Origin of the sequence: Nonomuraea sp. NPDC050383 (assembly GCF_044459125.1) — a bacterium.
Taxonomy (GTDB): domain Bacteria; phylum Actinomycetota; class Actinomycetes; order Streptosporangiales; family Streptosporangiaceae; genus Nonomuraea.
In genome coordinates this window covers 37,902-59,019 of the sequence record NZ_JBITIP010000014.1, presented here as the reverse complement: position 1 = coordinate 59,019, position 21,118 = coordinate 37,902, and the positions used below count along the sequence as shown (strand labels likewise).

The window sequence follows — 21,118 nt, the reverse complement described above, 5'->3', positions numbered from 1 at the left end:
ACGGCGGGGGCCCGCCTCCACGAGGGAGACGGGCCCGGGCCGGGTCGGAGAACGGGTCAGTGCGAGGCGGAGAGGTCGAGCTCCTTGACCCGCGGGTCGCCCTCGTCGGCGAAGTAGTCGCCGCGCGAGGTGGCGTCCTCGCCGTCGGCCACCTTGGCGGCCCGGAAGGCGAGCGTGGCCAGCACCGACACCACCAGGTTGACCGCGAGGGCGAGGAAGCCCGCGTACACGGTCATCGGGGTGTCGAGGCCGAGCTTCTCCAGCGCGAACGCGGACCCGCCGAAGTGCGCCTTGCCCTTGGCCGGGTTCGGGATGAGGTACAGCATCCACACGCCCGCCGCCAGGCCGGCCGCCCAGCCGGTGATGAGGCCGCCCCGGTGGAACCAGCGGGTGTAGAGGCCGAGCGCCACCGAGGGCAGCGTCTGCAGGATGATCACGCCGCCGATGAGCTGCAGGTCGATGGAGAACTGCGGGTCGAGCAGCAGGATGCACAGCACCGCGCCGACCTTGACGACCAGCGACACCAGCTTGGACACCTTGGCCTCCTGGGCGTCGGTGGCCTGCTTGTTGAGATACTCGCGGTAGATGTTGCGGGTGAAGAGGTTGGCCGCCGCGATCGACATGATCGCGGCCGGCACCAGCGCGCCGATGCCCACGGCCGCGTACGCGACGCCGGTGAACCAGTCGGGGAACATCTGGTCGAACAGCCGCGGGATGATCGTGTTGGTGTCGGTGCCGATCGGCTTGGTGCCCGCGGCGATGGCCATGAAGCCGAGCAGCGCGATGAGGCCCAGCAGGAAGCTGTAGGCGGGCAGGGCCGCCATGTTCCGCTTGATCACGCCCCGGTTCTTGGAGGCCAGCACGCCGGTGAGGCTGTGCGGGTAGAGGAACAGCGCCAGCGCCGAGCCGAAGGCGAGGGTGATGTACTGGAGCTGGTTGGCCGCGTTGAGCGTGATGCCGTCGGTCTTGACCGGGGTGGCGTCGAACTTGGCCTGGGCCGCGTCGAAGATGGACCCCCAGCCGCCGAGCTTGGCCGGGATGTAGATGACCGCGGCGAGGATCACGATGTAGATGAGCGTGTCCTTGACGAACGCGATCAGCGCCGGTGCCCGCAGGCCCGACTGGTAGGTGTACGCGGCCAGGATGGCGAACGCGATGATGATCGGCAGGTGGCCGGTGATGCCCATGGACTTGAGCACGGCCTCGATGCCGACGAGCTGCAGGGCGATGTACGGCATGGTCGCCACCAGCCCGGTCAGGGCGATGACCAGCGCGAGCGTGGGCGAGCCGAAGCGGGCCCGGACGAAGTCGGCCGGGGTGACGAACCCGTGGACGTGCGAGACCGACCACATCCGGGCCAGCACCAGGAACACCAGCGGGTAGACGACCACCGTGTACGGCAGCGCGTAGAAGCCGATGGCGCCGGCCCCGAACACCAGCGCCGGCACGGCCACGAACGTGTAGGCCGTGTAGAGGTCGCCGCCGACGAGGAACCAGGTGATCCAGGAGCCGAAGTTGCGCCCGCCCAGGCCCCACTCGTGCAGGCTCTCGATGTTCTGGGGCCGCCGCCAGCGGGCGGCCACGAAGCCCATGCCGCTCACGACGAGGAAGAGCACCGCGAAGACGACCAGCTCGGTCGTGTGCCCGCTCATCGCGTCATCCGGTAGACGATCGTGGTGCAGGCGACGCCGACGACGATGAAGGCGATCTGCAGCCAGTAGAAGACCGGGAAGCCCATGAGGCGCGGCTCGTCGGCGTTGAACAGGAACGTCATCAGGGGCAGCACGATGGGCAGGACGAGCAGCCAGTTCCAGGGGCTGCGGTCGCTGCTGGGCTGCCCGGGTTCCCGGGTTGTCACTCGACCCCTCCGTTAAGCCGTATCCGTGGGAACGGATGCATGAGCCGGTCGTCTGACCGGCTCATGACTTGGTGGTCAACGGAAGGAGATTAGCTTTACGGAGGTATTAAGCCCAATGTCGATGGGATTACGGTTTGGCCTAAATAGTGACCAAACATCCCGGAATGTGAGACGCCGGGCGGTTCACGTCGAGCCGGCGAGGTCCACTTCCTTGACCGCGGGGTCGCCCTCGTCGGCCGTGTAGTCGGCGGGCCGGGTCCCGTCGGGCCCGTCGGCGGCCTTGGCCGCGCGCGCGATCACCGTGCCCAGGACGGCCACGACCAGGTTGACCAGCAGCGCCAGGAAGCCCGCGTAGACGGTGATCTTCGTGTCGAGGCCGAGGTTCGCCAGCGGGAACGCCGAGCCGCCGAAGTGCGCGTGCTTGGTGGCCGGGTTGGCGATGCCGTAGAGCATCAGCAGCCCGCCGCCCATCCCGGCGACCCAGCCGGCGATGAGCCCGGCCCGGTGGAACCACCGCGTGAACAGGCCGAGCGCCACCGACGGCAGCGTCTGCAGGATCATCACGCCGCCGATGAGCTGCAGGTCGATCGAGAACTGCGGGTCGATGAGCAGGATGAACAGCACCGCCCCGACCTTCACCACCAGCGAGGTGACCTTGCTGACGCTCGCCTCCTGGGCGTCGGTCGGGTTGCGGTTGACGTACTCGCGGTAGATGTTGCGGGTGAACAGGTTGGCCGCCGCGATCGACATGATGGCCGCGGGCACCAGCGCGCCGATGCCGACCGCCGCGAACGCGACCCCGGTGAACCAGTCGGGGAACATCTTGTCGAACAGCTGCGGCACCACCGTGTTGACGTCGGTGCCGATCGGCTTGATGCCCGCGCTGATCGCCATGTAGCCGAGCAGCGCGATGAGCGCCAGCAGCAGGCTGTACGCGGGCAGCGCCGACATGTTCCGCTTGATGACGTCCCGGTTACGGGAGGCCAGCACCCCGGTGACGCTGTGCGGGTAGAGGAACAGCGCCAGCGCCGAGCCCAGCGCGAGCGTCACGTACTGGAGCTGGTTGTTCGGGTTGAGCAGGTGTCCGTCGCCGGGCGCCGGCGTGGCCTCGAACTTGGCCTTCGCCCCGTCGAAGATCGCCCCCCAGCCGCCCAGCCGGGCCGGGATGTAGATGATCGCCACGAGGATGACCAGGTAGATGAGGACGTCCTTGACGAACGCGATCAGCGCCGGCGCCCGCAGCCCCGACTGGTAGGTGTAGGCGGCCAGGATGACGAACGCCACGATCAGCGGCAGGTCGCTCAGGAACCCGCTGCCCGCCACGCCCATCGTCTTCAGCACGGCCTCGATGCCGATGAGCTGGAGCGCGATGTACGGCATGGTCGCCACGATGCCGGTGATCGCCACCAGCAGCGCCAGCGTGGGCGAGCCGAACCGCAGCCGCACGAAGTCGGCCGGCGTGACCAGCCGGTGCACGTGCGACACCGACCACAGCCGGATCATGATGAGGAACACGATCGGATAGGTGACCACCGTGTACGGCACGGCGAAGAACCCGGCCGCGCCCGCGCCGAACAGCAGGGCGGGCACCGCCACGAACGTGTACGCGGTGTAGAGGTCGCCGCCGATGAGGAACCAGGTGATCCACGAGCCGAAGTTGCGGCCGCCCAGCCCCCACTCGTGCAGGCTGGCCAGGTCGGTGGGGCGGCGCCACCGGGCGGCCACGAAGCCCATCCCGCTGACCAGCAGGAACAGCACCGAGAAGACGACGATCTCGGTCGTGTGCGCGCTCACGGCCGCCTCCTCGTCATCCGGTAGACGATCGTGGTCGTCGCCACGCCGAGGGCGATGAAGGCGATCTGCAGCCAGTAGAACAGCGGGAAGCCGAGCAGCCGCGGCTCGTCGGCGTTGTAGAGGAACGTCAGCAGGGGGATGACGACGGGCACGAGCAGCAGCCAGTACCAGGGGCTGCGGTCACTCTTGTCACCGGGCAAGGCGGTCTCCTTGGGCGTGAGGAGAAGCAGCTCTCGACCCCGCACCTTAGACAGACCGGGGTTCCGGTCAGGTCACGGATCGCCGAGTGGTCGTAGCGCCGCGCCGAACGGTCGATCTCCCGGAGCCTCCTCCTGGTGCTCGTACAGCCGGGCCATGCGGGCGGCCGCCCCGGCGAGCAGGGCACGCAGCTCCGGCGGCCCGAGCACCTCCGCCTCCGGGCCGAGGCGCAGCACCTGACTGTAGGCCACGGCGACGGACTCGACGCCCAGCCGCAGGGTGCCGTCCGGCTGGAGCGAGGCCAGCGCGTCGTCCAGCGCGGCCGGGTCGGCGACGTGCCGCAGCATCCGCACCCCCGCCTCCGTCAGCCGCAGCGTCACCGTCTCGCGCAGCAGGGAGCGGGCGAAGGCCGCCGCGTGCTCCGCCCAGAACGCCGCCAGGTCGAAGTCAGGGTCCCGCTCGAACACGCCCTCGTGCGGCTCGACCTCGCCGAACCGGTCCACCCGGAAGACCAGGAACCGGGACCGGACCCGGCCGGCGAGGTACCACGCCCCCGCCTTCAGCACGAGCCCGTACGGCTCCAGGGTGCGGCGGCGCTCGCGGTAGGCGGCGGTGACCGGCCGGTCGCTCCACACGGCCCGGGCCAGCGGCGCCAGGGCGGCGGGAGGCGGGTCGTCCGGGGCGAACCAGCCGGGCGCGTCCAGGTGGAAGCGCTGCGCCGCGGTCGCGGGCGCGTCGCGCAGGCCGGGCGACAGGGCCGCCGCGGCCTTCAGCCGGGCCGTCGCCGCCACGCCCTGCAGGCCCATCTCCCGCAGCGCGGCCGGCACCCCCGACAGGAACAGCGCCTCCGCCTCGGCCCGGTCCAGGCCGGTCAGCCGGGTCCGGTAGCCGTCGAGCAGCCGGTAGCCGCCGCCGCGGCCCCGGTCGGCGTAAACCGGCACGCCCGAGCCCGACAGGGCCAGCACGTCGCGGTGGACGGTCCGCTCCGACACCTCCAGCTCGCGCGCCAGCTCCGCCGCCGTCATCCTGCCGCGCGCCTGGAGGAGCAGGACGAGCGACATCAGCCGCCCGGCGCGCACAGCCGTGCCTCCCGTCCGGTCATGGGACCGCCACGCGGGGGAGCACCACCGCCGAGGGCAGCTCCGGGGTGTGGAAGACCTCGACGTCGGCCGCGACCATCGGACCGCCGAGCCCGATCGGCCGCCCGGTGCCGGTGTTGCGGGCGATCGTCGGGTACGCGCCGGCGGCCACGTGCACGCGGATGCGGTGCCCGGCCCGGAAGCGGTGCCCGAGCGGCCACAGCTCCACCACCACCCGCCGCACGTCTCCGTCAGGGGAGTCCGGGTCTCCGGGGGAGCCCGGGCTCAGGCGCCGTACGCCCTCGCACAGGTTGAGCGACCTGCCGTCCGGGTGCACGTCGCACACCCGCACCACCACGTCCACGTACGGCGTGCTGGAGCGCACGAACAGCTCGGCCGTGACGGGCCCGATCATCTCGACGTCCCGCGGCAGCGCCGGCGAGCTGTAGACCAGCACGTCGCGCCGCGCCTCCAGGCGACGCTGGTCGCGCGGCCGGGAGTCCGACAGCAGCACCGGCCCGCCGAGCACGGGCGTGGGGTGCGCGGGGTCGTAGCGGAACCGGTCCGGACCGGCCGCCCGCGGCGCCTCGGGATCCAGCCCGAAGCCCCGCTGGAGGTGCCACCGCTGCGGTGTCATGCCCGGCACCGGCCAGTCGGGGTAGTCGCGCCACTCGCCGGCCCCCGTCACGTGCACCCGCACCGGGTCGGCGCGCAGCCCGGACGCGTCGCCCATGAGGTGCGCGCGGAACCAGGCGAGGCCCTCGGCCATCGAGGTCCGCCCGTGCCGGGCGTCCACGTGGTACCACGGCCCGATCGTCAGGTACGGCCGGCGCCCCGCCCGCCGCATCGCCAGATAGTCCTTGAGCTGCCACGGCAGGAACACGTCGTACCAGCCGCTGAGCATCGTGACCGCCGCCTCCACCTGCCCGACCTTAGGGGAGAAATCGCGCTTGTCCCAGTACGGCACGGCGGGGTCGGCGTGGTGCTCCAGCAGATCCTGGTAGAAGCGCAGCGGACGCCCCGAAGCGGCCACGTCCAGCTCCGCCACCGGCCGCCCCGACAGCACGGCCCGCCGCGTCAGCCGGGGCGCGGTCAGCGCCGCCGCGCCGCCGAAGGGACGCGCCATGGCGTCCGTCAGCGCCGTCCAGCTCAGCGCCGACTCCAGCGCGAACGCCCCGCCCACGTAGGCGGCGTCGCGGAACTGCGACGCGGTGATCTGGGCCGCCATGGCCTTCAGCTCGGGCCCCGCGTCGGCCGCGATGGCCCACTGCGCGTAGCCCAGGTACGACGGGCCGAACATCGCGAACGACCCGCCGTACCAGGGCTGGGCCCGCATCCACGCCAGCGTCGCCAGGCCGTCGTCGTGCTCGTCGGCCATCGGGTCGAGCAGGCCACCGGAGCCGAAGCCGCCCCGGCAGCTCTGGATCACCACGTGGAAGCCGTTGCGGGCGAAGCCCCGCCCGTACATCCAGCCGAACAGGCCCCGCCGGCCGTACGGGGAGCGGATGAGCACCACCGGCGCCCGGCCGCCGCCGGCGGGCGCGTAGTGGTCGGCCATCAGGGTCACACCGTCCGGCATGGGGACGGGAAGGTCACGCTGGAGCCGCACGCGTCGCATTACCTACCAGTAACAGATGCCGCCCGGCAGGTGGAAGCCCGCGCCGCTGCCCGCGTCCGTGGTCAGCAGGGCACCTCCGAGAAGTCCTTGTAGATCGTGCGGACGCCCCAGGAGCCGCCGCCGCCTTCGCATTCCTCCACCATCTGCCCGACCACGGTGGTCCATGAGGAGTCGGAGTAGTAGGTCGTGACGCAGTAGTTGCCGAGGCCGCAGGGCCGGGCCTGGGCGGGCGCGCTGGTGACGGCCGCGCCGGCCAGGGCCAGCACGACCGCCACGGGGAGGGACAGGAGGGAACGGCGCATGGCGAAGCCCTTCGCTGGGGGAACCGTTGACCGGATCATGAGCCCGCCCGGCCCGGAGATCAAGGCCCGCGCCGCGGTTCGTGGTCCCGCTAGCTGTAGTGCTGGTAGAGCGGCCAGGCGGCTCGCCAGGAGCCCTTCAGTCCCCGGCACAGGAACACCGGCATCCCCTGCAGCTCGTTCTCCACGCCGACCCGGTTGTCCACGACGGCGCGCTGCTCGCACGTGGTGTACTGCCGGTACATGCCGCGCCGGCCGATGTTCACCGCCACCGCGACGGTGCCGGTCTCGGGCGGCGGGCCGTACAGGTGGAGCTGGTTCTGCCCGCTGTAGACGCGCGGGATCCCGGCCTGCGCCAGCGCGCCCTGCTCGCCGTAGCTGCCGGTCAGCACGATCGCGCGGGCCCGCTCCTCGGGCGGCAGCGTGTCCAGGATGCCCCGCACGGCGGCGGCGAACTGCGGCCAGCCGACCGACTCGCGCACCACCTCGTCGATGTCCGGGATCGGGGTGGCGGCCAGCCGGTCGGCGGGCAGCAGCGGCAGCGCGATCACCGCGCAGACCAGCCCGTTGACCACCAGCGACGCCACCGCCAGCCGCACCCGGCCGGCGCCCGCCGCCTCCACGCTCACGCAGCCCGCCGTGAACAGCAGCAGGACCAGCCCCGCCGTGTAGTCGAACCGGCCGCCGCTGAGCACGGTCAGCACCGCCGCGGCCGGGAACGCGACCGCCACCGCCCGCACCCGCCGGTCCTTCCACAGCCGCCACCAGCCGAACCCGCCGATGACCGCCACGACCGGCCCGAACAGCCCGAACTGCATCGGCACGAACATCAGCCGCTGCTCGTCGCCCTCGCCCTCGCTGAGCGCCGCGGCCATCTTGAGCTGCGGCCAGTCGTGGGTCGCCTGGTAGATCAGGTTGGGGGCGGCCAGGACGAGGGCGATCGCCGCGCCCGCCCACAGCCACGGGCTGGCCAGCACCCGGCGCGGCCCCGCGAGCAGCAGCCCGGCCGCGAGGCCCAGCGCCAGCATCGCGATCAGCAGCTTGTTGTACGTCGCCAGCCCGGCCACCACGCCGAACGCGACCCACCAGCGCGGCTCCTCCCGGCGCAGCGCCTTGATCGCGAACAGCCCGGCCGCCGCCCAGAACGGCAGGTCGAAGCTGAGCGTCAGCATCGTGTGCCCGGCCACCAGCGTGTACGCGCCGGTCGCGACGCCGAGCGCGGCCACGGCCTGGGCGACGCGCCCGCCGCCCAGCTCGCGCGTGATCAGCGTGGCCAGCACCACCAGCAGCGCCGCCGCCACGGCCGGGAAGATCTTCAGCGCGAACAGCGTGTCGCCGAACAGCGCGATCGACATGCGGGCGATCAGCGGGGTGAGCGGGGGCTGGTCGACGTAGCCCCAGGCGGGATACTCGGACAGCACCCTGAAGTAGAGCTCGTCACGGTGGTAGCCGTACCGGTCGCCGAGCAGGAGCAGCACCGCGACCAGGCACGCCACGACGACCGTTGTCGACCGCCAGGCTAACGGGGGGCGTTCCATGATTGTCAAGCTAGCCGTTCGCCCCGCCGCGCGGACCCCTACGCCCCCCGCTATTTCACGCGGCCTTCCGGCTGGCGCCCGTCCGTCACGCCGCCGGAGCGGGCGCCGAGGGGGCACGGAGGGGCACGGAATGCCGGAGCCCCCGCTGCGCGCCGCGTTGCATGATCTTGGGCTCGGCGGCTACCCTGGGGACATGCGAAACCGCGTCGAGCTTCAGTGGTGGCGCCGCTTCTAGGCGGCGCGAGTTTCGCACATCTTCGACGGACGGCCGCCCCGGTAGGCGGCCTTTCTCGTGTCCGCCCCCGGGTTCGGCGTTGTGGCAGTGCACTTCGACGGTCAACATCAACGGCAACATCAACAAGGGGCAAGCAACTGTGGAGACGAGCGGATATACCAGCGGTTACGTCACGGCCGGCGGCATCGGCGTCGAGCGCGAGACGCGCGAGGTGTCCGAGGACGCGCTCGAGGAGATCGTGACCGCCCTCGACGTACGGCGCGGCGGCGCCTTCTCCTCCGGCATGGACTATCCCGGCCGCTACAGCAGGTGGGCGTTCGGCTACGTCGACCCCTGCGTCGAGCTCGTCGCCAAGGGCCGCACCATCTCCGCCCGGGCCCTCAACGCCCGCGGCCGGGTCGTGCTGCCCGCCGTGACGTCGTGCCTGCTGGCCGCCGGCAAGCCGGTCGAGGAGCCGACCGCCGACCGGGTCGAGGTGTTCGTCCCCGAGTCGGAGGACCTGCTGCCCGAGGAGATGCGCAGCCGCCGGCCCACCGTGTTCAGCGCGATCCGCGAGGTCATCGCCGCCTTCCGCGGCGACGACCCGCACCTCGGCCTGTACGGCGCCTTCGGCTACGACCTGGCCTTCCAGTTCGAGCCGATCAGGCAGGAGCTCGCCCGCCCCGCCGACCAGCGCGACCTCGTGCTGCACCTGCCCGACCGGCTCGTCGTGATCGACCGGCAGCGGGAGACCTGCGTCGAGCACCGCTACGAGTTCACCGTCGACGGGGCGAGCACCCGCGGACTGGAGCGCACCGGCGACTCCACGCCCATCGCCACGCCCGCCGAGATCCCGTCCGACCCGCCGAAGGGCGAGTACGCCAAGGTCGTCGCCGCGGCCAAGGAGAAGTTCAGGCGCGGCGACCTGTTCGAGGTCGTGCCCGGCCAGCTGTTCCACGCCGTGTGCACCGAGCCGGCCGCCTTCTACCGCAGCCTGCGGCACAGCAACCCGGCGCCGTACGAGTTCATCATCAGCCTCGGCGAGGGCGAGCACCTCGTCGGCGCCTCGCCCGAGATGTACGTCCGGGTCACCGGCGAGCGCGTCGAGACCTGCCCCATCTCCGGCACCATCGCCCGCGGCAGCAACCCCGTCGAGGACGCCGAGGCCATCCGCACCCTCCTGACCAGCGTGAAGGAGGAGTCGGAGCTGACCATGTGCACCGACGTGGACCGCAACGACAAGTCCCGCATCTGCGTCCCGGGCTCGGTCCAGGTCATCGGCCGCCGCCAGATCGAGCTGTACTCCCGGCTCATCCACACCGTCGACCACATCGAGGGCCGCCTGCGCCCCGAGTTCGACGCCCTCGACGCCTTCCTCACCCACATGTGGGCCGTCACCGTCACCGGCGCGCCCAAGACGTGGGCCATGCAGTTCATCGAGGACCACGAGGCGACCACCCGCCGCTGGTACGGCGGCGCGATCGGCTTCATCGGCTTCGACGGCTCCATGAACACCGGCCTGACGCTGCGCACCGCGCAGATCAAGGACGGCCTCGCCACCGTGCGGGCCGGGGCGACCCTGCTGTTCGACTCCGACCCGGAGGCCGAGGAGCGCGAGACCGAGCTGAAGGCCAGCGCCCTGCTCGGCGCCCTGGCCGCCGTCAACCAGCCGCACGCCGTGGCGGCCGCGCCGGTCCGCGAGCAGCCGGGCCGGGGCATGAAGGTGCTGCTCGTCGACCACGAGGACTCCTTCGTCAACACCCTGGCCGACTACTTCCGGCAGGAGGGGGCCGATGTGGTGACGCTGCGCCACGGGTTCCCGCCGGCGACGCTCGACGAGGTCGCCCCCGACCTGGTGGTGCTCTCGCCCGGCCCCGGCTGGCCGTCCGACTTCGGCATGACCGCGCTGATCGGCGAGATCTACGCCCGTGAGCTGCCGGTCTTCGGCGTGTGCCTCGGCCTGCAGGCGATGGTGGAGCAGGCGGGCGGCTCGCTGGAGCTGCTCGACTACCCCGAGCACGGCAAGCGGGGGCAGGTGACGCGGCTCGGCGACAGCGCGCTGCTGGAGGGGCTGCCCGCCGAGTTCACCGCCGCGCGCTACCACTCGCTGCACGCCAAGCGGCCCGGCGTGGTCGGCTTCGAGGCCACGGCGGTGACGCCGGACGGCAACGTCATGGCCATCGAGGACACCCGCAACCGGCGGTTCGGGGTGCAGTTCCACCCCGAGTCGATCCTGACGGCCGAGGGCGGCGCCGGCGCCAAGATCATCGCCAACGTCCTGCGCCTCTCCCGCCGCTGACCCTGCCGCCCTCCACGCGGCCCGGGCGTCCGCGACGTCCGGGCCCGCGTGGGGAACGCCGAACGGCCGGTGCGGCAGAGGTGTGCGGAAAGCGGCGCGGCGGCCCGGCCGTACGCCCTAGAGTCTCCGCATGCTCCCCCCCGGCCTGCCCGACACGGTGCGTGAAGCGCTGCTCGCCCCGCTGGTCGACCACCACTGCGACGCCGTGCGCCGCGACGACCTGTCCCGGGCCCAGTACGAGCTGCTGATCGGCGGCGGCGTGCCCGCGCCGCCCGGCACCACGCACTTCGACACCCCGGTCGGCGTCGCCGTGCGCCGCTGGTGCGCCCCCGTCCTCGATCTGGCGCCGCACGCCCCGCCCGCGGTCTACCTGGCCCGGCGCGCCGAGCTGGGCGCCGGCGAGGTCAACCGGCGGCTGCTGGGGGCCGCCGGGGTGGCGGCGTTCCTCGTGGACACCGGCACGGAGAGCGGCGACCTGCTGCCGGCCGCCGAGATGGGGCGGCACGGCTCGGCCGCGGCCGACGAGATCGTCCGCGTCGAGCAGGTCGAGCACGACGTGGCCGAGATGGCGGGCACGGCCTCCGACTACCTGGACGGCCTGGCCGAGGAGCTGTCCGCCCGCGCCGCCAGGGCCGTGGGCCTGAGCACGGTCACCGCGCACCGCCACGGCCTCGACTTCGACCCGGCCCGTCCCAGCCGCGGGTCGGTGATCGCCGCCGCGAACCGGCGGCTCGCCGACCCCAAGGATCCGCTGACGGACCCGGTGGCGCTGCGGCACCTGCTGTGGACGTCCGTCGACGTGGCCCGCGAGCGGGGGCTGCCCCTCCAGCTCCACACGGGCGCGGGTCCCGACTCCGGGCACGCGCCGCCGCACCGGACCGACCCCGCGCTGCTGACCGGCTTCCTCCAGGCGCTCCAGCCCGCCGGCGTGACCGTCATCCTGCTCCACTGCTACCCATTTCACCGCCAGGCCGCCTACCTGGCCGCCACGTACCCGCACGTCCACGTGGACGTCGGACGGGCGCTCACCCGCACCGGCGCCGCGTCGTGGCGGGTCGTGGACGAGCTGCTGGAGCTGGCGCCCTTCCACAAGCAGCTCTTCGGCTCCGGCTGCTCCGGCGTGGCCGAGACCGCCCACCTCGGCGCCGTGTCGTTCCGGCGCGCCCTGGGCCGGGCGCTGAAGGAGCGGCTCGACGCGGGGGAGTGGAGCGCCCCCGACGCCGCCCGCGTCGCGTACATGATCGGCTCGGGCAACGCCCGCCGCGTCTACCGCCTCTGACGTCGGCCGGAACGACGCGCACGGCGGTGGACGGGTGGGGCACCCCGGAGTTCGCGCCCGGCCGCCCGACCTGGTTTGCTTGGCCCGTCACATCGCCTAACCGAGCGGGGGCTCGCCATGCGCACCGTCGAACCCGAGGTCTTCATCGTCGCCCGTCCGCAGCTCGACTACGACGAGCTGGCCCGCTACCTGGGCGAGGTCGGCGGCGAGCGGTGGCTGGAGCGGCTCGACCGCGGCGACCTCGACGCGCAGAACCTCGCCGAGTTCGCCGGGCGGCTCTGCTACCGCTCGTTCGAGCCGGGCCTCAACCCCAACGTGGTCCGCATCCGCGAAAACCAGGACGAGTACCTCCGCAACATCCTGGCCAGCGCCCACGGCTCGGTTCTGGAGCACGTCAGCTTCAGCTTCGTGCTGCACAACGTCAGCCGCGTCCTGACGCATGAGCTGGTCCGCCACCGGCCGGGCGTGGCCATCTCCCAGGAGTCGCTGCGCTTCGTCCGCCTGGACGAGCTGCCGTTCTGGTTCCCCGACTGGGCCCGCGAGGACTCCGAGCTGATGGAGCGGGCCACGGCGGTGCTGGAGGAGCTGGAGCGCTTCCAGCTGTGGATGGCCGACCACTTCGAGCTGGATGAGGAGGGCAAGCCGTTCTCCGAGAAGAAGCACCGCACCTCGTTCATGCGCCGCTTCGCCCCCGAGGGCCTGGCCACCGGCCTGGTCTGGACGGCCAACGTCCGCACGCTGCGGCACACCATCGAGGCGCGCACGGCCGTCGGGGCCGAGGAGGAGATCCGGCTGCTGTTCCAGCGCATCGGGGAGCTCATGCTGAAGGAGGCTCCGGCCCTGTTCGGCGACTACGTCGTGGAGGACGGCGCCTGGGTCCCCGGCTGGCGCAAGGTCTGAGCCCGCGTCAGGCCAGGGTGGGCAGCACGTACACCTCGGCGCCCGGCGGCAGCGCGCAGTCGAGGCTGCCGAGCCCCCGCGCGTCCTCCCCGGAGACGATCATGCTGATGTGGCGGCGGATCCGCCCGTAGTCGTCACGCAGCCGCTCCTCCAGCAGCGGGTGCGTACGGCGCAGCATGTCCAGCGCCGACCCCAGCGTGGGCGAGGTGTCGGAGTCGGCCGCGACGGCGAACACCTTCACCTCGCTCCTGCCGCTCACCCAGCGCCGCAGCGAGCTGGGGAGCACGAACACGACCATGGTCACGGGTCTGGCCCGTCGGGTGCCCATGTGCTAGAGCACCGCCGCGCGCACCGTGAGGACGTCGGGCAGGTGCCTGGCCACCAGGCTCCAGCTCTCGCCGCCGTCAGTGGAGGCGTGCACCTCGCCGTCGCGGGTGCCGAAGAACAGGCCCGCCTCCGAGGCGGTCATCGCGTCGCGCAGCACGGTCACGTGCACCGGCGGCTCCGGCAGCCCTCGGTCGAGGGGGCGCCAGGTGTCGCCGGCGTCGTCGGAGCGGTAGACGCGCAGGCGGTGCTCCACCGGGGTGCGGTCGACGTCCGCCTGGAGCGGCAGCACGTACACCGTGTCGGGGCGGTGCGGGTCGACCACGACGGGGAAGCCGAAGTCGGACGGCAGGGACCCGCCCACGCCGTGCCAGGCGCCGCCGAAGTCGTCGCTGCGGTAGACGCCGAAGTGGTGCTGCAGGAACAGCCGGTCGGGCCGTGCGGGGTGCAGCGCCACCTTGTGCACGCACTGGCCGAACTCCGGGTACTGCCGCCCCTCCGGCAGGAACGGCGCCCGGATGCCCTGGTTGGCCGCCTCCCACGACAGGCCGCCGTCGGCGGTGCGGTAGAACCCGGCCGCCGACACCGCCACGCCCATCACCCGCGGGTCGCTGGGATGCGGGACGATCGTGTGCAGGCACAGCCCGCCGCCGCCCGGCTGCCAGTGCGGCCGGTGCGGGTGCTCCCACAGCCCCTCGACCAGCTCGTAGGTGACGCCGCGGTCCTCCGAGCGGAACAGCGCGGCAGGCTCCGCTCCGGCCCACACCACGCCCGGCTCCGACGGCGACGGCTGGAGCTGCCAGACGCGGGCCAGCGTCGCGCCGGTCTTGTCGGGGAACGCGACCGGTGGCCGGGACGCCTCCTGCCAGGACTCGCCCAGATCGTCGGAGTACATCACCGAGGGACCGAAATGGCCGTACTCGATGCCGGCGAGCAGCCGGGGCGAGGGGCCGCGCGTGTCGATCGCCACCGAGGGGACGCCGACCGTGGAGAACCGGATCGGCTGGACCTCGAACGGGCCGCCGCCGGTCGATCGGGCGAGGAACAGCCCTTTGCGGGTGCCGATCGCGAGCATCGCGTCACTCATTGCAGACTCCCATCGCCGCCGCCGTCGCTGCGCCGTCTTCCGTGCCGTCTTCCGGCCGATCGTCCTGTGGCCTTCGCCTTTTGGACCTGTTTTGTCGTTTTTGGTCGTCCTCTGTGCCGTCTTCCGGCCATGGTGTCACGCCGCACCCGGGGCCGCCCGGCAGTGCGGGATTCGCGTCCGGACCGTTCCCGGGGCGTGATGTGATCGCGCTGAGCAGCGGCTTTGCGCAACCCGTCACCGGCGGGGGGCTACGCGACGGAGCGGGCGGGGTACGTCCACGGGACCGGCGAGGCGCGCCCGGCGGGGGAGTCCCGGCGTGCCGACAGGGGGGAGTGTCCTGTGAGGGTGGTCATCGACCTGACGCGCTGCCAGGGGTACGGCCAGTGCGCCTACCTCGCGCCGGAGGTCTTCACGATGCACGGCGAGGAGGCCGTCGCCTACGACCCCGAGCCTGACGACGCGCAGCGCGAGCACGTCCTGCGGGCCGCGGCGGCCTGCCCGGTGCAGGCGCTGCACGTGGACCGGATGGCGATGCGGCACTGGACGGCGCCCGTCCGGCGGCTCGGCGGCGGCTCCGGAAGCGTCCGGCGCGACGGGCACATCGTGATCGTCGGCGGCTCGCTGGCCGGCGGCCGGGCGGCCGGGGTGCTGCGCCGCGAGGGGTTCACCGGCCGGCTGACCGTGATCGGCGAGGAGACGCACGAGCCGTACGACCGGCCGCCGCTGTCCAAGCAGATCCTCACCGGCCGCGCGCCCGCCGAGCACGCCCGCCTGCCCCGGCTGCGCGAGGTGGAGGCCGAGTGGATCCCCGGCAACCCGGCCACCGGCCTGGACCTGGCCGCCAAGAGCGTGCGCCTGGCCGACGGCCGCGACGTGCCGTTCGACCGGGTGTTGATCGCGACGGGCACCCGCGCCCGCCCCTGGCCGGACGAGGCCGAGGCCGCCCTTGACGGCGTCCACGTGCTGCGCACCCTGGAGGACGCCGCCCGCCTGCGCGAGGCGCTGGCGGCGGGCCCGGAGCGGGTGCTGGTCATCGGCGGCGGGTTCACCGGGTCGGAGGTCGCCTCGGCCTGCCGCGAGCTGGGCCTGCCCGTGACGCTCGTCGAGCGCGGCCCCGCGCCGCTCATGGGCGCCCTGGGCGGCGTGATCGGCCGCATCGCCGGCGAGATCCAGCGCGAGCATGGCGTGGACCTGCGCTGCGGCCTGACCGTCACCGCCCTGGAGGGCGACGACGCCGGCCGGCTGCGCCGGGCCCGCCTGTCGGACGGGAGCACGGTGGACGCCCAGGTGGCGGTCGTCGCGCTCGGCGCGGTCCGCAACGTCGAGTGGCTGCGCGGCTCGGGGCTGGCCGCCGGCGTGTGGGGCGTGGCCTGCGACGCGGGCTGCCGCGCGGTGGACGCCAACGGGCTGGTCACCGACGACGTGTTCGTGGCCGGCGACATCGCGCGCTTCCCGCACCCGGTCTTCCACTACGAGTTCATGTCGCTGGAGCACTGGGGCAACGCCGTCTCGCAGGCCGAGATCGCCGCGCACAACATGGTCAGCGACCAGGCCCACCGCTGGCCGCACCTGGCGCTGCCGGTGTTCTGGTCCAGCCAGTTCGGCGTGAACGTCAAGTCGGTGGGCGTGCCCACGCTCGCCGACCAGATCGTCGTCACGCAGGGCTCGGTGGCCGAGCGCCGCTTCGTCGCCGTCTACGGCTACCGCGGCCGGATCACCGCCGCGGTCACCTTCGACCAGGCGATCTGGCTGGAGTTCTACCAGCGGCTCATCGAGCGGGCCGCGCCGTTCCCGCCGGACTTCCCTCATGTGGACATGAGAGGCCACATGGGGCCGATGCCGGCGGAGGTCGCCGAGCGCGCGGTCGCCAGCGAGGGCGCCACCGTCGTGGTGACCGGCCACGACCCCGCCGAGCGCCGCGCCTCGCTCGTGTACGGCGAGCAGTGACCATGTCCGCGCCCGCACGCCACCGTCCCGGGAGGAACCGAAATGCCGAGAGATAAGGCGTCGGACGACGTCTTCGAGCAGATCCTCGACTTCTCCAGCCGAGCCGACCCGTACCCGCTGTACGCCGAGCTCCGCGAGACCCCGGTGACACGGCGGGAGGACGGCACGTGGGTGGTCAGCACGTACCGGGAGATCGTGGAGCTGCTGCACGACCCGCGGCTCAGCTCCGACCGCCGCAACCTCGCCCATCGGCCCGAGGGGGACGCGGCCGGCGGGGCGGGCGGCGTGTCGTTCATCGGGCAGGACCCGCCCGAGCACGACCGGCTGCGGCGGCTGGCGATGCGCCACTTCGGGCCTCCGCACACGCCCGGCCGGATCGAGGCGCTGCGCCCCGAGATGCTGGCGATCACCACGGAGCTGATCGACGGCCTGGCCGGCCGCACCCGCGCCGACGTGGTCGACGACGTCGCCTACCCGCTGCCCGTCACGGTGATCTGCCGGGTGCTCGGCGTGCCGCGCGCGGACGAGGCGCGCTTCCACGCCTGGGCCGACGCGATCGTCGAGACGCTCGGCCCGGGGGAGTCGGACCGCGCCGAGCGGGAACGGGCCCGGGCCGAGGCGACCTCGAAGCTCCAGACGTACCTCGCCGACCTCGTCGCGGCACGGCGGGAATCGCCGGGCGACGACATGCTGTCGGGAATGGCCACGTACGAGGGGCCGGAGGGCGGGATGACGCCGGTCGAGGTGATCGCCACGTCCGCGCTGCTGCTGGTCGCCGGGCACGAGACCACGGTCAACCTCATCGCCAACGGCATGCTCACGCTGCTGCGCCACCCAGGGCTGCTCAAGCGGCTGCGCGCCGAGCCGGACCTGATCATCACCACGGTTGAGGAGCTGCTGCGGTACGAGCCGCCGGTGCACTTCCTGTCGTCGCGGGTGACGCTGGCCGACATCCCGGTCGCCGGGACCACGATCCCGGCGGGCGCGCCGGTCGTCCTCGTCCTCGCCTCGGGCAGCCGCGACCCGGCGCACGTCAGCCACCCGGACACCTTCGACCCGGACCGCCGCTACAGCGAGCACCTGGGCTTCGGAGGCGGCGTCCACTACTGCTTCGGCGCCGCGCTGGCCAGGCTGGAGGCGCAGATCGTCCTGCAGCAGCTCGTGAACCGCCTGGTGAACCCGCGCCTGGTCGAGGACCCTCCGCCCTACCGGCCCAGCGCCACGCTGCGCGGGCCGCGGCACGTGCTCGTCGACTACGACGGGGTCACTCCGGCCGCTGTCTGACGGTCTGCTCTGCGACGGTCTGCTCTGCGGCGGCCTCGCCGGTGAGGAGCTTGCCGGCCAGGGCACGCAGCCCGGAGCGCTCGGCGGCCGTGAGCGGGGCGAGGGTCCGCTCCTCAACGGCCGCGACGACGGCCCGGCCCCGGTCGAGGGCGGCCCGGCCGGCGTCGGTGAGCGAGGCCCGGTAGCGCCGCCGGTCGCCCGGGTCGCGGTCGCGCTCGGCCAGCCCGTCCGCCACCAGGCCGTCCATCAGCCGGGCCATGTCGCTCGGGTCGAGCCCGAGCGAGTCACCGAGCTCGCGCTGCGCCGCCGGGCCGTGGTCGGCCAGCGCCGCCAGCGCCGCGAACCGCCACAGGCTGAGCCCGGCCTCCGCGGCGAGCCCCTCCGCCACGGCGCGCCGGGCGGCGACCGCGACCTTGTGCAGCACGAACGTCGTGATCCCGAGCAGGGTGGGCGGCGGCTCCATGGCCCCCTAGTGTAGGGTTTCACCAATCATTGGTACTTACCCACTGATTTGGAGACCTTCGGCATGGACGCCCTCTACCCGCGCCTGCTCGTGCGCGACTTCGCCGCCTCGGTGGCCTTCTACCAGGCCGCCCTGCGTGACCTGCACGGAGTCGAGCCCGTGAAGGTCCTTCCCGAGGCGTCGTACGCCAACTGGGACATCGACGGGCAGGCCGGGCTCGTCCTGTTCGGGCGGGCCGCGATCACGGCCGCCGTCGGCACCTCGGACCTGCCCGAGACCCCCGCCGCCCAGGACACGTCCATGCTGGTGATGAGAGTGGACGACGTGGACGCCGCCGCCACCCGCCTGGCCGGCCACGGGGCCCGGCTCGTCGCCCCGCCGCAGGACCGCCCCGCCTGGGGTCCCACCCTGCGCACCGCCCACCTGCGCGACCCCGAGGGCAACCTCATCGAGCTCCAGTCGTACTAGCCGCCCTTACCTCACACGTCATCGCGGCCCTTCCCTCGGGTGCCGTAACGTTTGCGCCATGGGAGCGCTTGCCGTACATCAAGAGGAGACCTTCGGTGAGCTGCTGCGCGCCTGGCGCCAGCGGCGCCGGGTGAGCCAGCTCGACCTGGCGATCGAGGCCGACGTGTCGTCCCGGCACGTCAGCTTCCTGGAGACGGGCCGGGCCCGTCCGAGCCGCGAGATGGTGATGCGGCTGGCGGAGGAGCTTGAGGTGCCGTTGCGGCACCGCAACCGGCTGCTGGTGGCGGCCGGCTACGCGCCGGTGTTCCCCGAGCGGGAGGTGCGGGCGCCCGAGATGGCCGCGGTGCGGCAGGCCCTCGACCGGATCCTCGCCGGGCATGAGCCGTTCCCCGCGCTGGTCGTGGACGCCGGCTGGAACCTGGTCGCGGCCAACGCGGCGGCCGGGATGTTCATGGAGGGGGTGCCCGCCGAGCTGCTCCAGGAGCCGATCAACGTGATGCGCCTGTCGCTGCACCCCGACGCGATGGGCGGCCGCCTGCTCAACCTCGCCGAGGTCCGCGCGTACCTGCTCAGCCAGCTCCGCCGCCAGGCCGAGGCGTCCGGCCACGGGGCGCTGGCCGAGCTGCACGACGAGCTGGCCGCCTACACCTACCCCGGGGTGGAGCTGAACGTGGCCCGCGTGCCCGGCCCGGCCGACATCCTGCTGCCCCTGCGCATCCGCCACGGTGACCAGGTGCTGTCGATGTTCACCACGATCGCCACCTTCGGCACGCCGGTGGAGGTGACGGTCTCGGAGCTGGCCATCGAGACGTTCTGGCCGAACGACGAGGAGACCGCGGCGGCCTTCGGCCGCCCCGCCGCCGCGAGCTGACGCCGCCGCGAGCTGACGGGGCCGGGGGCCGCCGGGGGCCGGCGTGGCCCGGTGGTGACGCCACCGGGCCGATCCTCACCGCTCGTCGTGGACGACGTCGCGGTGGACGCGGGCCGGCGGCACCCCGTCGTCCTGCAGGCGCCGGACCGTCTCGGTCACCATGGCCGCCGGCCCGCACACGTACACCTCGTGCTCGGCCCACGAGTGGAAGCGCTGCGTCACCTCCGGCAGGTGGCCGTGCATCCCCTCATGGTCCGGGTCGCCGGAGACCACGGGCACGACCCGCAGCCACGGGAAGGCGCTCTCCATCCGGAGGAGGTCCGGCAGGTCGTACAGCTCCTCCGCGGTCCGGGCGCCGTACAGGAGGTGGATGTTGGGGCGGCGGCCCGAGGCGATGATCTGCTCCACGATCGCCTTCAGCGGCGCGAGCCCCGTGCCGCCCGCCACGCACAGCACGTCGCGGCAGCCCGGCTCGGGCGCCGCCATCGTGCCCATCGGCGGGCCCAGCGTGATCGCGTCGCCGATGCGGGTGTCGCGGGTGAGCGTGGTCGACACCCATCCGCCCGGCACGGAGCGCACGTGCAGGCGCAGCGTGTTGTCGGGGCGGGGGGCGTTCGCGATGGAGAACGCCCGCCACACCCGCGGCCAGCGCGGGACCTGCACGGTCACGTACTGCCCGGCCGTGTACGGCAGCCGCTGGCTGGGCTGGAGCGTGACCACCGCGATGTCGGGCGTGCGGCGTTCGTGGTCGATCACCTCCGCGACCCACCAGGCGGGCGACGCCCCGGCGTCCGCCTCGGCGGCCTCGATCATCAGCTCGGCTGCCGCGTTGTAGGCCGCGACCCAGGCGGCCTCGATCTCGGACGTCCAGATGTCGGCCGCGAACGTGCGCACGGTGGCCAGCAGCGCCCTGCCGATCGCGCCGTAGTGCTCGGCGACCACCCCGTACTTGCGGTGGTCGCGCCCCAGCTGGCCGAGGAAGGAGGCCATGCTGTCGGGGCTGTCGAGGCTCCACACGATGCGGGTCAGCGCGCCGAAGAGCCGGTCGCGCTGAGTGTCCATGCCCGGCGGGAACATGCTGCGCAGGTGCGGGCTCTCGGCGAACAGCCGGCCGTAGAAGTACGCGGCCGCCTTGCCGGCCACGGGCTCGATGACGGAGAAGCTCTCTTTTACCAGGCGCGGATTCAACGACATTTCCACATCAACCCCACCCCATAGCCCGGAATCGCATTCCGGTCGTGTCGTTCCACCTCCCTGACGGCTCCGGGTGACGAGCGTCCGGCGGGCCCCGGCTCGGCCGATCGCTCGGAAATCGAGTCTTACACCACCACAGGGACGTCACAACCGTTTCGCGCCGATACGGTGCGAACCCGAACTATGCGTAACGCTCCTGTTATTCTCCGCAGTCAAGGCAGCGCGCATTTCGAACGCGAAACGTGAATATGTATTGCATTCGCATTTTCTGATTATTTCGCGGTTTGTCAGGAAGCCCTATCGGTGGCAGGGCGGGAACGGCCGGACGGATCCATCTCCGGGGGTGACGTGAGCGAAACGCCGTGCGCCATGATGGCCTGGCGGACGCCGCACCACCGGACGCC

Annotated in this window: 19 protein-coding genes; 7 read left to right on the top strand and 12 right to left on the bottom strand. The window is 72.8% G+C overall.

The window, feature by feature from the left end:
• Positions 1-56 precede the first annotated feature (56 nt).
• The 8 genes from mctP (ACIBG4_RS30040) to ACIBG4_RS30005 form a co-directional block, all read right to left on the bottom strand.
• Complete coding sequence (gene mctP / locus ACIBG4_RS30040; RefSeq protein WP_310709945.1) at positions 57-1,652, bottom strand: monocarboxylate uptake permease MctP; 1,596 nt, start codon at positions 1,650-1,652, stop codon at positions 57-59.
• Positions 1,649-1,858, bottom strand: a complete 210-nt coding sequence (locus tag ACIBG4_RS30035; protein WP_397204674.1) for a DUF3311 domain-containing protein — start codon at positions 1,856-1,858, stop codon at positions 1,649-1,651. Before ACIBG4_RS30035 ends, mctP (ACIBG4_RS30040) begins: the two co-directional genes overlap by 4 nt.
• Positions 1,859-2,041: 183 nt before the next feature.
• Positions 2,042-3,652, bottom strand: coding sequence for a monocarboxylate uptake permease MctP (mctP, locus tag ACIBG4_RS30030; RefSeq protein WP_397204673.1), 1,611 nt, complete (start codon positions 3,650-3,652; stop codon positions 2,042-2,044).
• Entirely contained in the window at positions 3,649-3,852 is a 204-nt protein-coding gene (locus ACIBG4_RS30025) for a DUF3311 domain-containing protein (protein ID WP_355444576.1), read from the bottom strand. The genes mctP (ACIBG4_RS30030) and ACIBG4_RS30025 overlap by 4 nt, the downstream gene beginning before the upstream one ends.
• A gap of 72 nt (positions 3,853-3,924) precedes the next feature.
• Positions 3,925-4,929 carry a helix-turn-helix transcriptional regulator gene (locus tag ACIBG4_RS30020; RefSeq protein ID WP_397204672.1) on the bottom strand — a complete coding sequence of 335 codons (1,005 nt, stop codon included), beginning with the start codon at positions 4,927-4,929 and terminating at the stop codon, positions 3,925-3,927.
• 19 nt (positions 4,930-4,948) lie between these two features.
• Positions 4,949-6,547 (bottom strand): CocE/NonD family hydrolase, encoded by a 1,599-nt coding sequence (locus ACIBG4_RS30015; RefSeq protein WP_397204671.1) that lies wholly within the window; start codon positions 6,545-6,547, stop codon positions 4,949-4,951.
• A 62-nt stretch (positions 6,548-6,609) separates the two neighbouring features.
• On the bottom strand, positions 6,610-6,849 hold the full coding sequence (locus ACIBG4_RS30010; RefSeq protein ID WP_397204670.1) for a DUF6289 family protein: 240 nt from the start codon (positions 6,847-6,849) through the stop codon (positions 6,610-6,612).
• 89 nt (positions 6,850-6,938) lie between these two features.
• Positions 6,939-8,384, bottom strand: a complete 1,446-nt coding sequence (locus ACIBG4_RS30005) for a glycosyltransferase family 39 protein (RefSeq protein WP_397204669.1) — start codon at positions 8,382-8,384, stop codon at positions 6,939-6,941.
• A gap of 374 nt (positions 8,385-8,758) precedes the next feature.
• Between ACIBG4_RS30005 and ACIBG4_RS30000 the strand changes: the two genes are divergently transcribed.
• The 3 genes from ACIBG4_RS30000 to thyX all read left to right on the top strand — a co-directional run bounded on the left by ACIBG4_RS30000 (position 8,759) and on the right by thyX (position 13,076).
• On the top strand, positions 8,759-10,897 hold the full coding sequence (locus ACIBG4_RS30000; protein ID WP_397204808.1) for an anthranilate synthase component I: 2,139 nt from the start codon (positions 8,759-8,761) through the stop codon (positions 10,895-10,897).
• A 130-nt stretch (positions 10,898-11,027) separates the two neighbouring features.
• Positions 11,028-12,176 (top strand): amidohydrolase family protein, encoded by a 1,149-nt coding sequence (locus ACIBG4_RS29995; RefSeq protein WP_397204668.1) that lies wholly within the window; start codon positions 11,028-11,030, stop codon positions 12,174-12,176.
• Positions 12,177-12,293: 117 nt separating this feature from the next.
• The gene (thyX, locus tag ACIBG4_RS29990) at positions 12,294-13,076 is read left to right on the top strand and encodes an FAD-dependent thymidylate synthase (RefSeq protein ID WP_355444591.1); all 783 of its coding nucleotides are present in this window, start codon (positions 12,294-12,296) and stop codon (positions 13,074-13,076) included.
• A gap of 7 nt (positions 13,077-13,083) precedes the next feature.
• Here thyX and ACIBG4_RS29985 read toward each other — a convergent pair whose 3' ends face one another.
• Both ACIBG4_RS29985 and ACIBG4_RS29980 read right to left on the bottom strand, forming a co-directional pair.
• Complete coding sequence (locus ACIBG4_RS29985; RefSeq protein ID WP_310709927.1) at positions 13,084-13,404, bottom strand: hypothetical protein; 321 nt, start codon at positions 13,402-13,404, stop codon at positions 13,084-13,086.
• Positions 13,405-13,407: 3 nt separating this feature from the next.
• Positions 13,408-14,487, bottom strand: a complete 1,080-nt coding sequence (locus ACIBG4_RS29980; protein WP_397204667.1) for a WD40/YVTN/BNR-like repeat-containing protein — start codon at positions 14,485-14,487, stop codon at positions 13,408-13,410.
• A gap of 339 nt (positions 14,488-14,826) precedes the next feature.
• Here ACIBG4_RS29980 and ACIBG4_RS29975 point away from each other — a divergent pair, with 339 nt between their 5' ends.
• Positions 14,827-16,434, top strand: a complete 1,608-nt coding sequence (locus ACIBG4_RS29975; protein ID WP_397204666.1) for an FAD-dependent oxidoreductase — start codon at positions 14,827-14,829, stop codon at positions 16,432-16,434.
• 42 nt (positions 16,435-16,476) lie between these two features.
• A complete protein-coding gene (locus ACIBG4_RS29970; protein ID WP_397204665.1) occupies positions 16,477-17,718 on the top strand; it encodes a cytochrome P450 in 1,242 nt (413 codons plus the stop codon).
• Here the strand turns inward: ACIBG4_RS29970 and ACIBG4_RS29965 are convergent.
• Positions 17,699-18,181 (bottom strand): MarR family winged helix-turn-helix transcriptional regulator, encoded by a 483-nt coding sequence (locus tag ACIBG4_RS29965; RefSeq protein WP_397204664.1) that lies wholly within the window; start codon positions 18,179-18,181, stop codon positions 17,699-17,701. The two genes, ACIBG4_RS29970 and ACIBG4_RS29965, sit on opposite strands and share 20 nt — an antisense overlap.
• A 63-nt stretch (positions 18,182-18,244) precedes the next feature.
• On the opposite strand from ACIBG4_RS29965, the gene ACIBG4_RS29960 reads away from it, so the two are divergent.
• A complete protein-coding gene (locus ACIBG4_RS29960) occupies positions 18,245-18,649 on the top strand; it encodes a VOC family protein (protein WP_397204663.1) in 405 nt (134 codons plus the stop codon).
• Between the two features lie 58 nt (positions 18,650-18,707).
• Complete coding sequence (locus tag ACIBG4_RS29955; protein ID WP_397204662.1) at positions 18,708-19,520, top strand: helix-turn-helix domain-containing protein; 813 nt, start codon at positions 18,708-18,710, stop codon at positions 19,518-19,520.
• 75 nt (positions 19,521-19,595) lie between these two features.
• On the opposite strand, the gene ACIBG4_RS29950 is transcribed toward ACIBG4_RS29955, so the two are convergent.
• On the bottom strand, positions 19,596-20,714 hold the full coding sequence (locus ACIBG4_RS29950; RefSeq protein WP_397204661.1) for a globin domain-containing protein: 1,119 nt from the start codon (positions 20,712-20,714) through the stop codon (positions 19,596-19,598).
• Positions 20,715-21,118: the final 404 nt, after the last annotated feature.

What these genes read in the sequence shown, in the direction of transcription:
- ACIBG4_RS30005 (WP_397204669.1), bottom strand. Translation starts at nt 8,384, where the DNA reads ATGGAACGCCCCCCGTTAGCCTGGCGGTCGACAACGGTCGTCGTGGCG.
- ACIBG4_RS29965 (WP_397204664.1), bottom strand. Translation starts at nt 18,181, where the DNA reads ATGGAGCCGCCGCCCACCCTGCTCGGGATCACGACGTTCGTGCTGCAC.
- thyX (WP_355444591.1), top strand. Translation starts at nt 12,294, where the DNA reads ATGCGCACCGTCGAACCCGAGGTCTTCATCGTCGCCCGTCCGCAGCTC.
- mctP (WP_310709945.1), bottom strand. Translation starts at nt 1,652, where the DNA reads ATGAGCGGGCACACGACCGAGCTGGTCGTCTTCGCGGTGCTCTTCCTC.
- ACIBG4_RS30015 (WP_397204671.1), bottom strand. Translation starts at nt 6,547, where the DNA reads ATGCGACGCGTGCGGCTCCAGCGTGACCTTCCCGTCCCCATGCCGGAC.
- ACIBG4_RS29985 (WP_310709927.1), bottom strand. Translation starts at nt 13,404, where the DNA reads ATGGGCACCCGACGGGCCAGACCCGTGACCATGGTCGTGTTCGTGCTC.
- ACIBG4_RS29950 (WP_397204661.1), bottom strand. Translation starts at nt 20,714, where the DNA reads ATGTCGTTGAATCCGCGCCTGGTAAAAGAGAGCTTCTCCGTCATCGAG.
- ACIBG4_RS29995 (WP_397204668.1), top strand. Translation starts at nt 11,028, where the DNA reads ATGCTCCCCCCCGGCCTGCCCGACACGGTGCGTGAAGCGCTGCTCGCC.
- ACIBG4_RS29970 (WP_397204665.1), top strand. Translation starts at nt 16,477, where the DNA reads ATGCCGAGAGATAAGGCGTCGGACGACGTCTTCGAGCAGATCCTCGAC.
- ACIBG4_RS29960 (WP_397204663.1), top strand. Translation starts at nt 18,245, where the DNA reads ATGGACGCCCTCTACCCGCGCCTGCTCGTGCGCGACTTCGCCGCCTCG.
- ACIBG4_RS29955 (WP_397204662.1), top strand. Translation starts at nt 18,708, where the DNA reads ATGGGAGCGCTTGCCGTACATCAAGAGGAGACCTTCGGTGAGCTGCTG.
- ACIBG4_RS30010 (WP_397204670.1), bottom strand. Translation starts at nt 6,849, where the DNA reads ATGCGCCGTTCCCTCCTGTCCCTCCCCGTGGCGGTCGTGCTGGCCCTG.
- ACIBG4_RS29980 (WP_397204667.1), bottom strand. Translation starts at nt 14,487, where the DNA reads ATGAGTGACGCGATGCTCGCGATCGGCACCCGCAAAGGGCTGTTCCTC.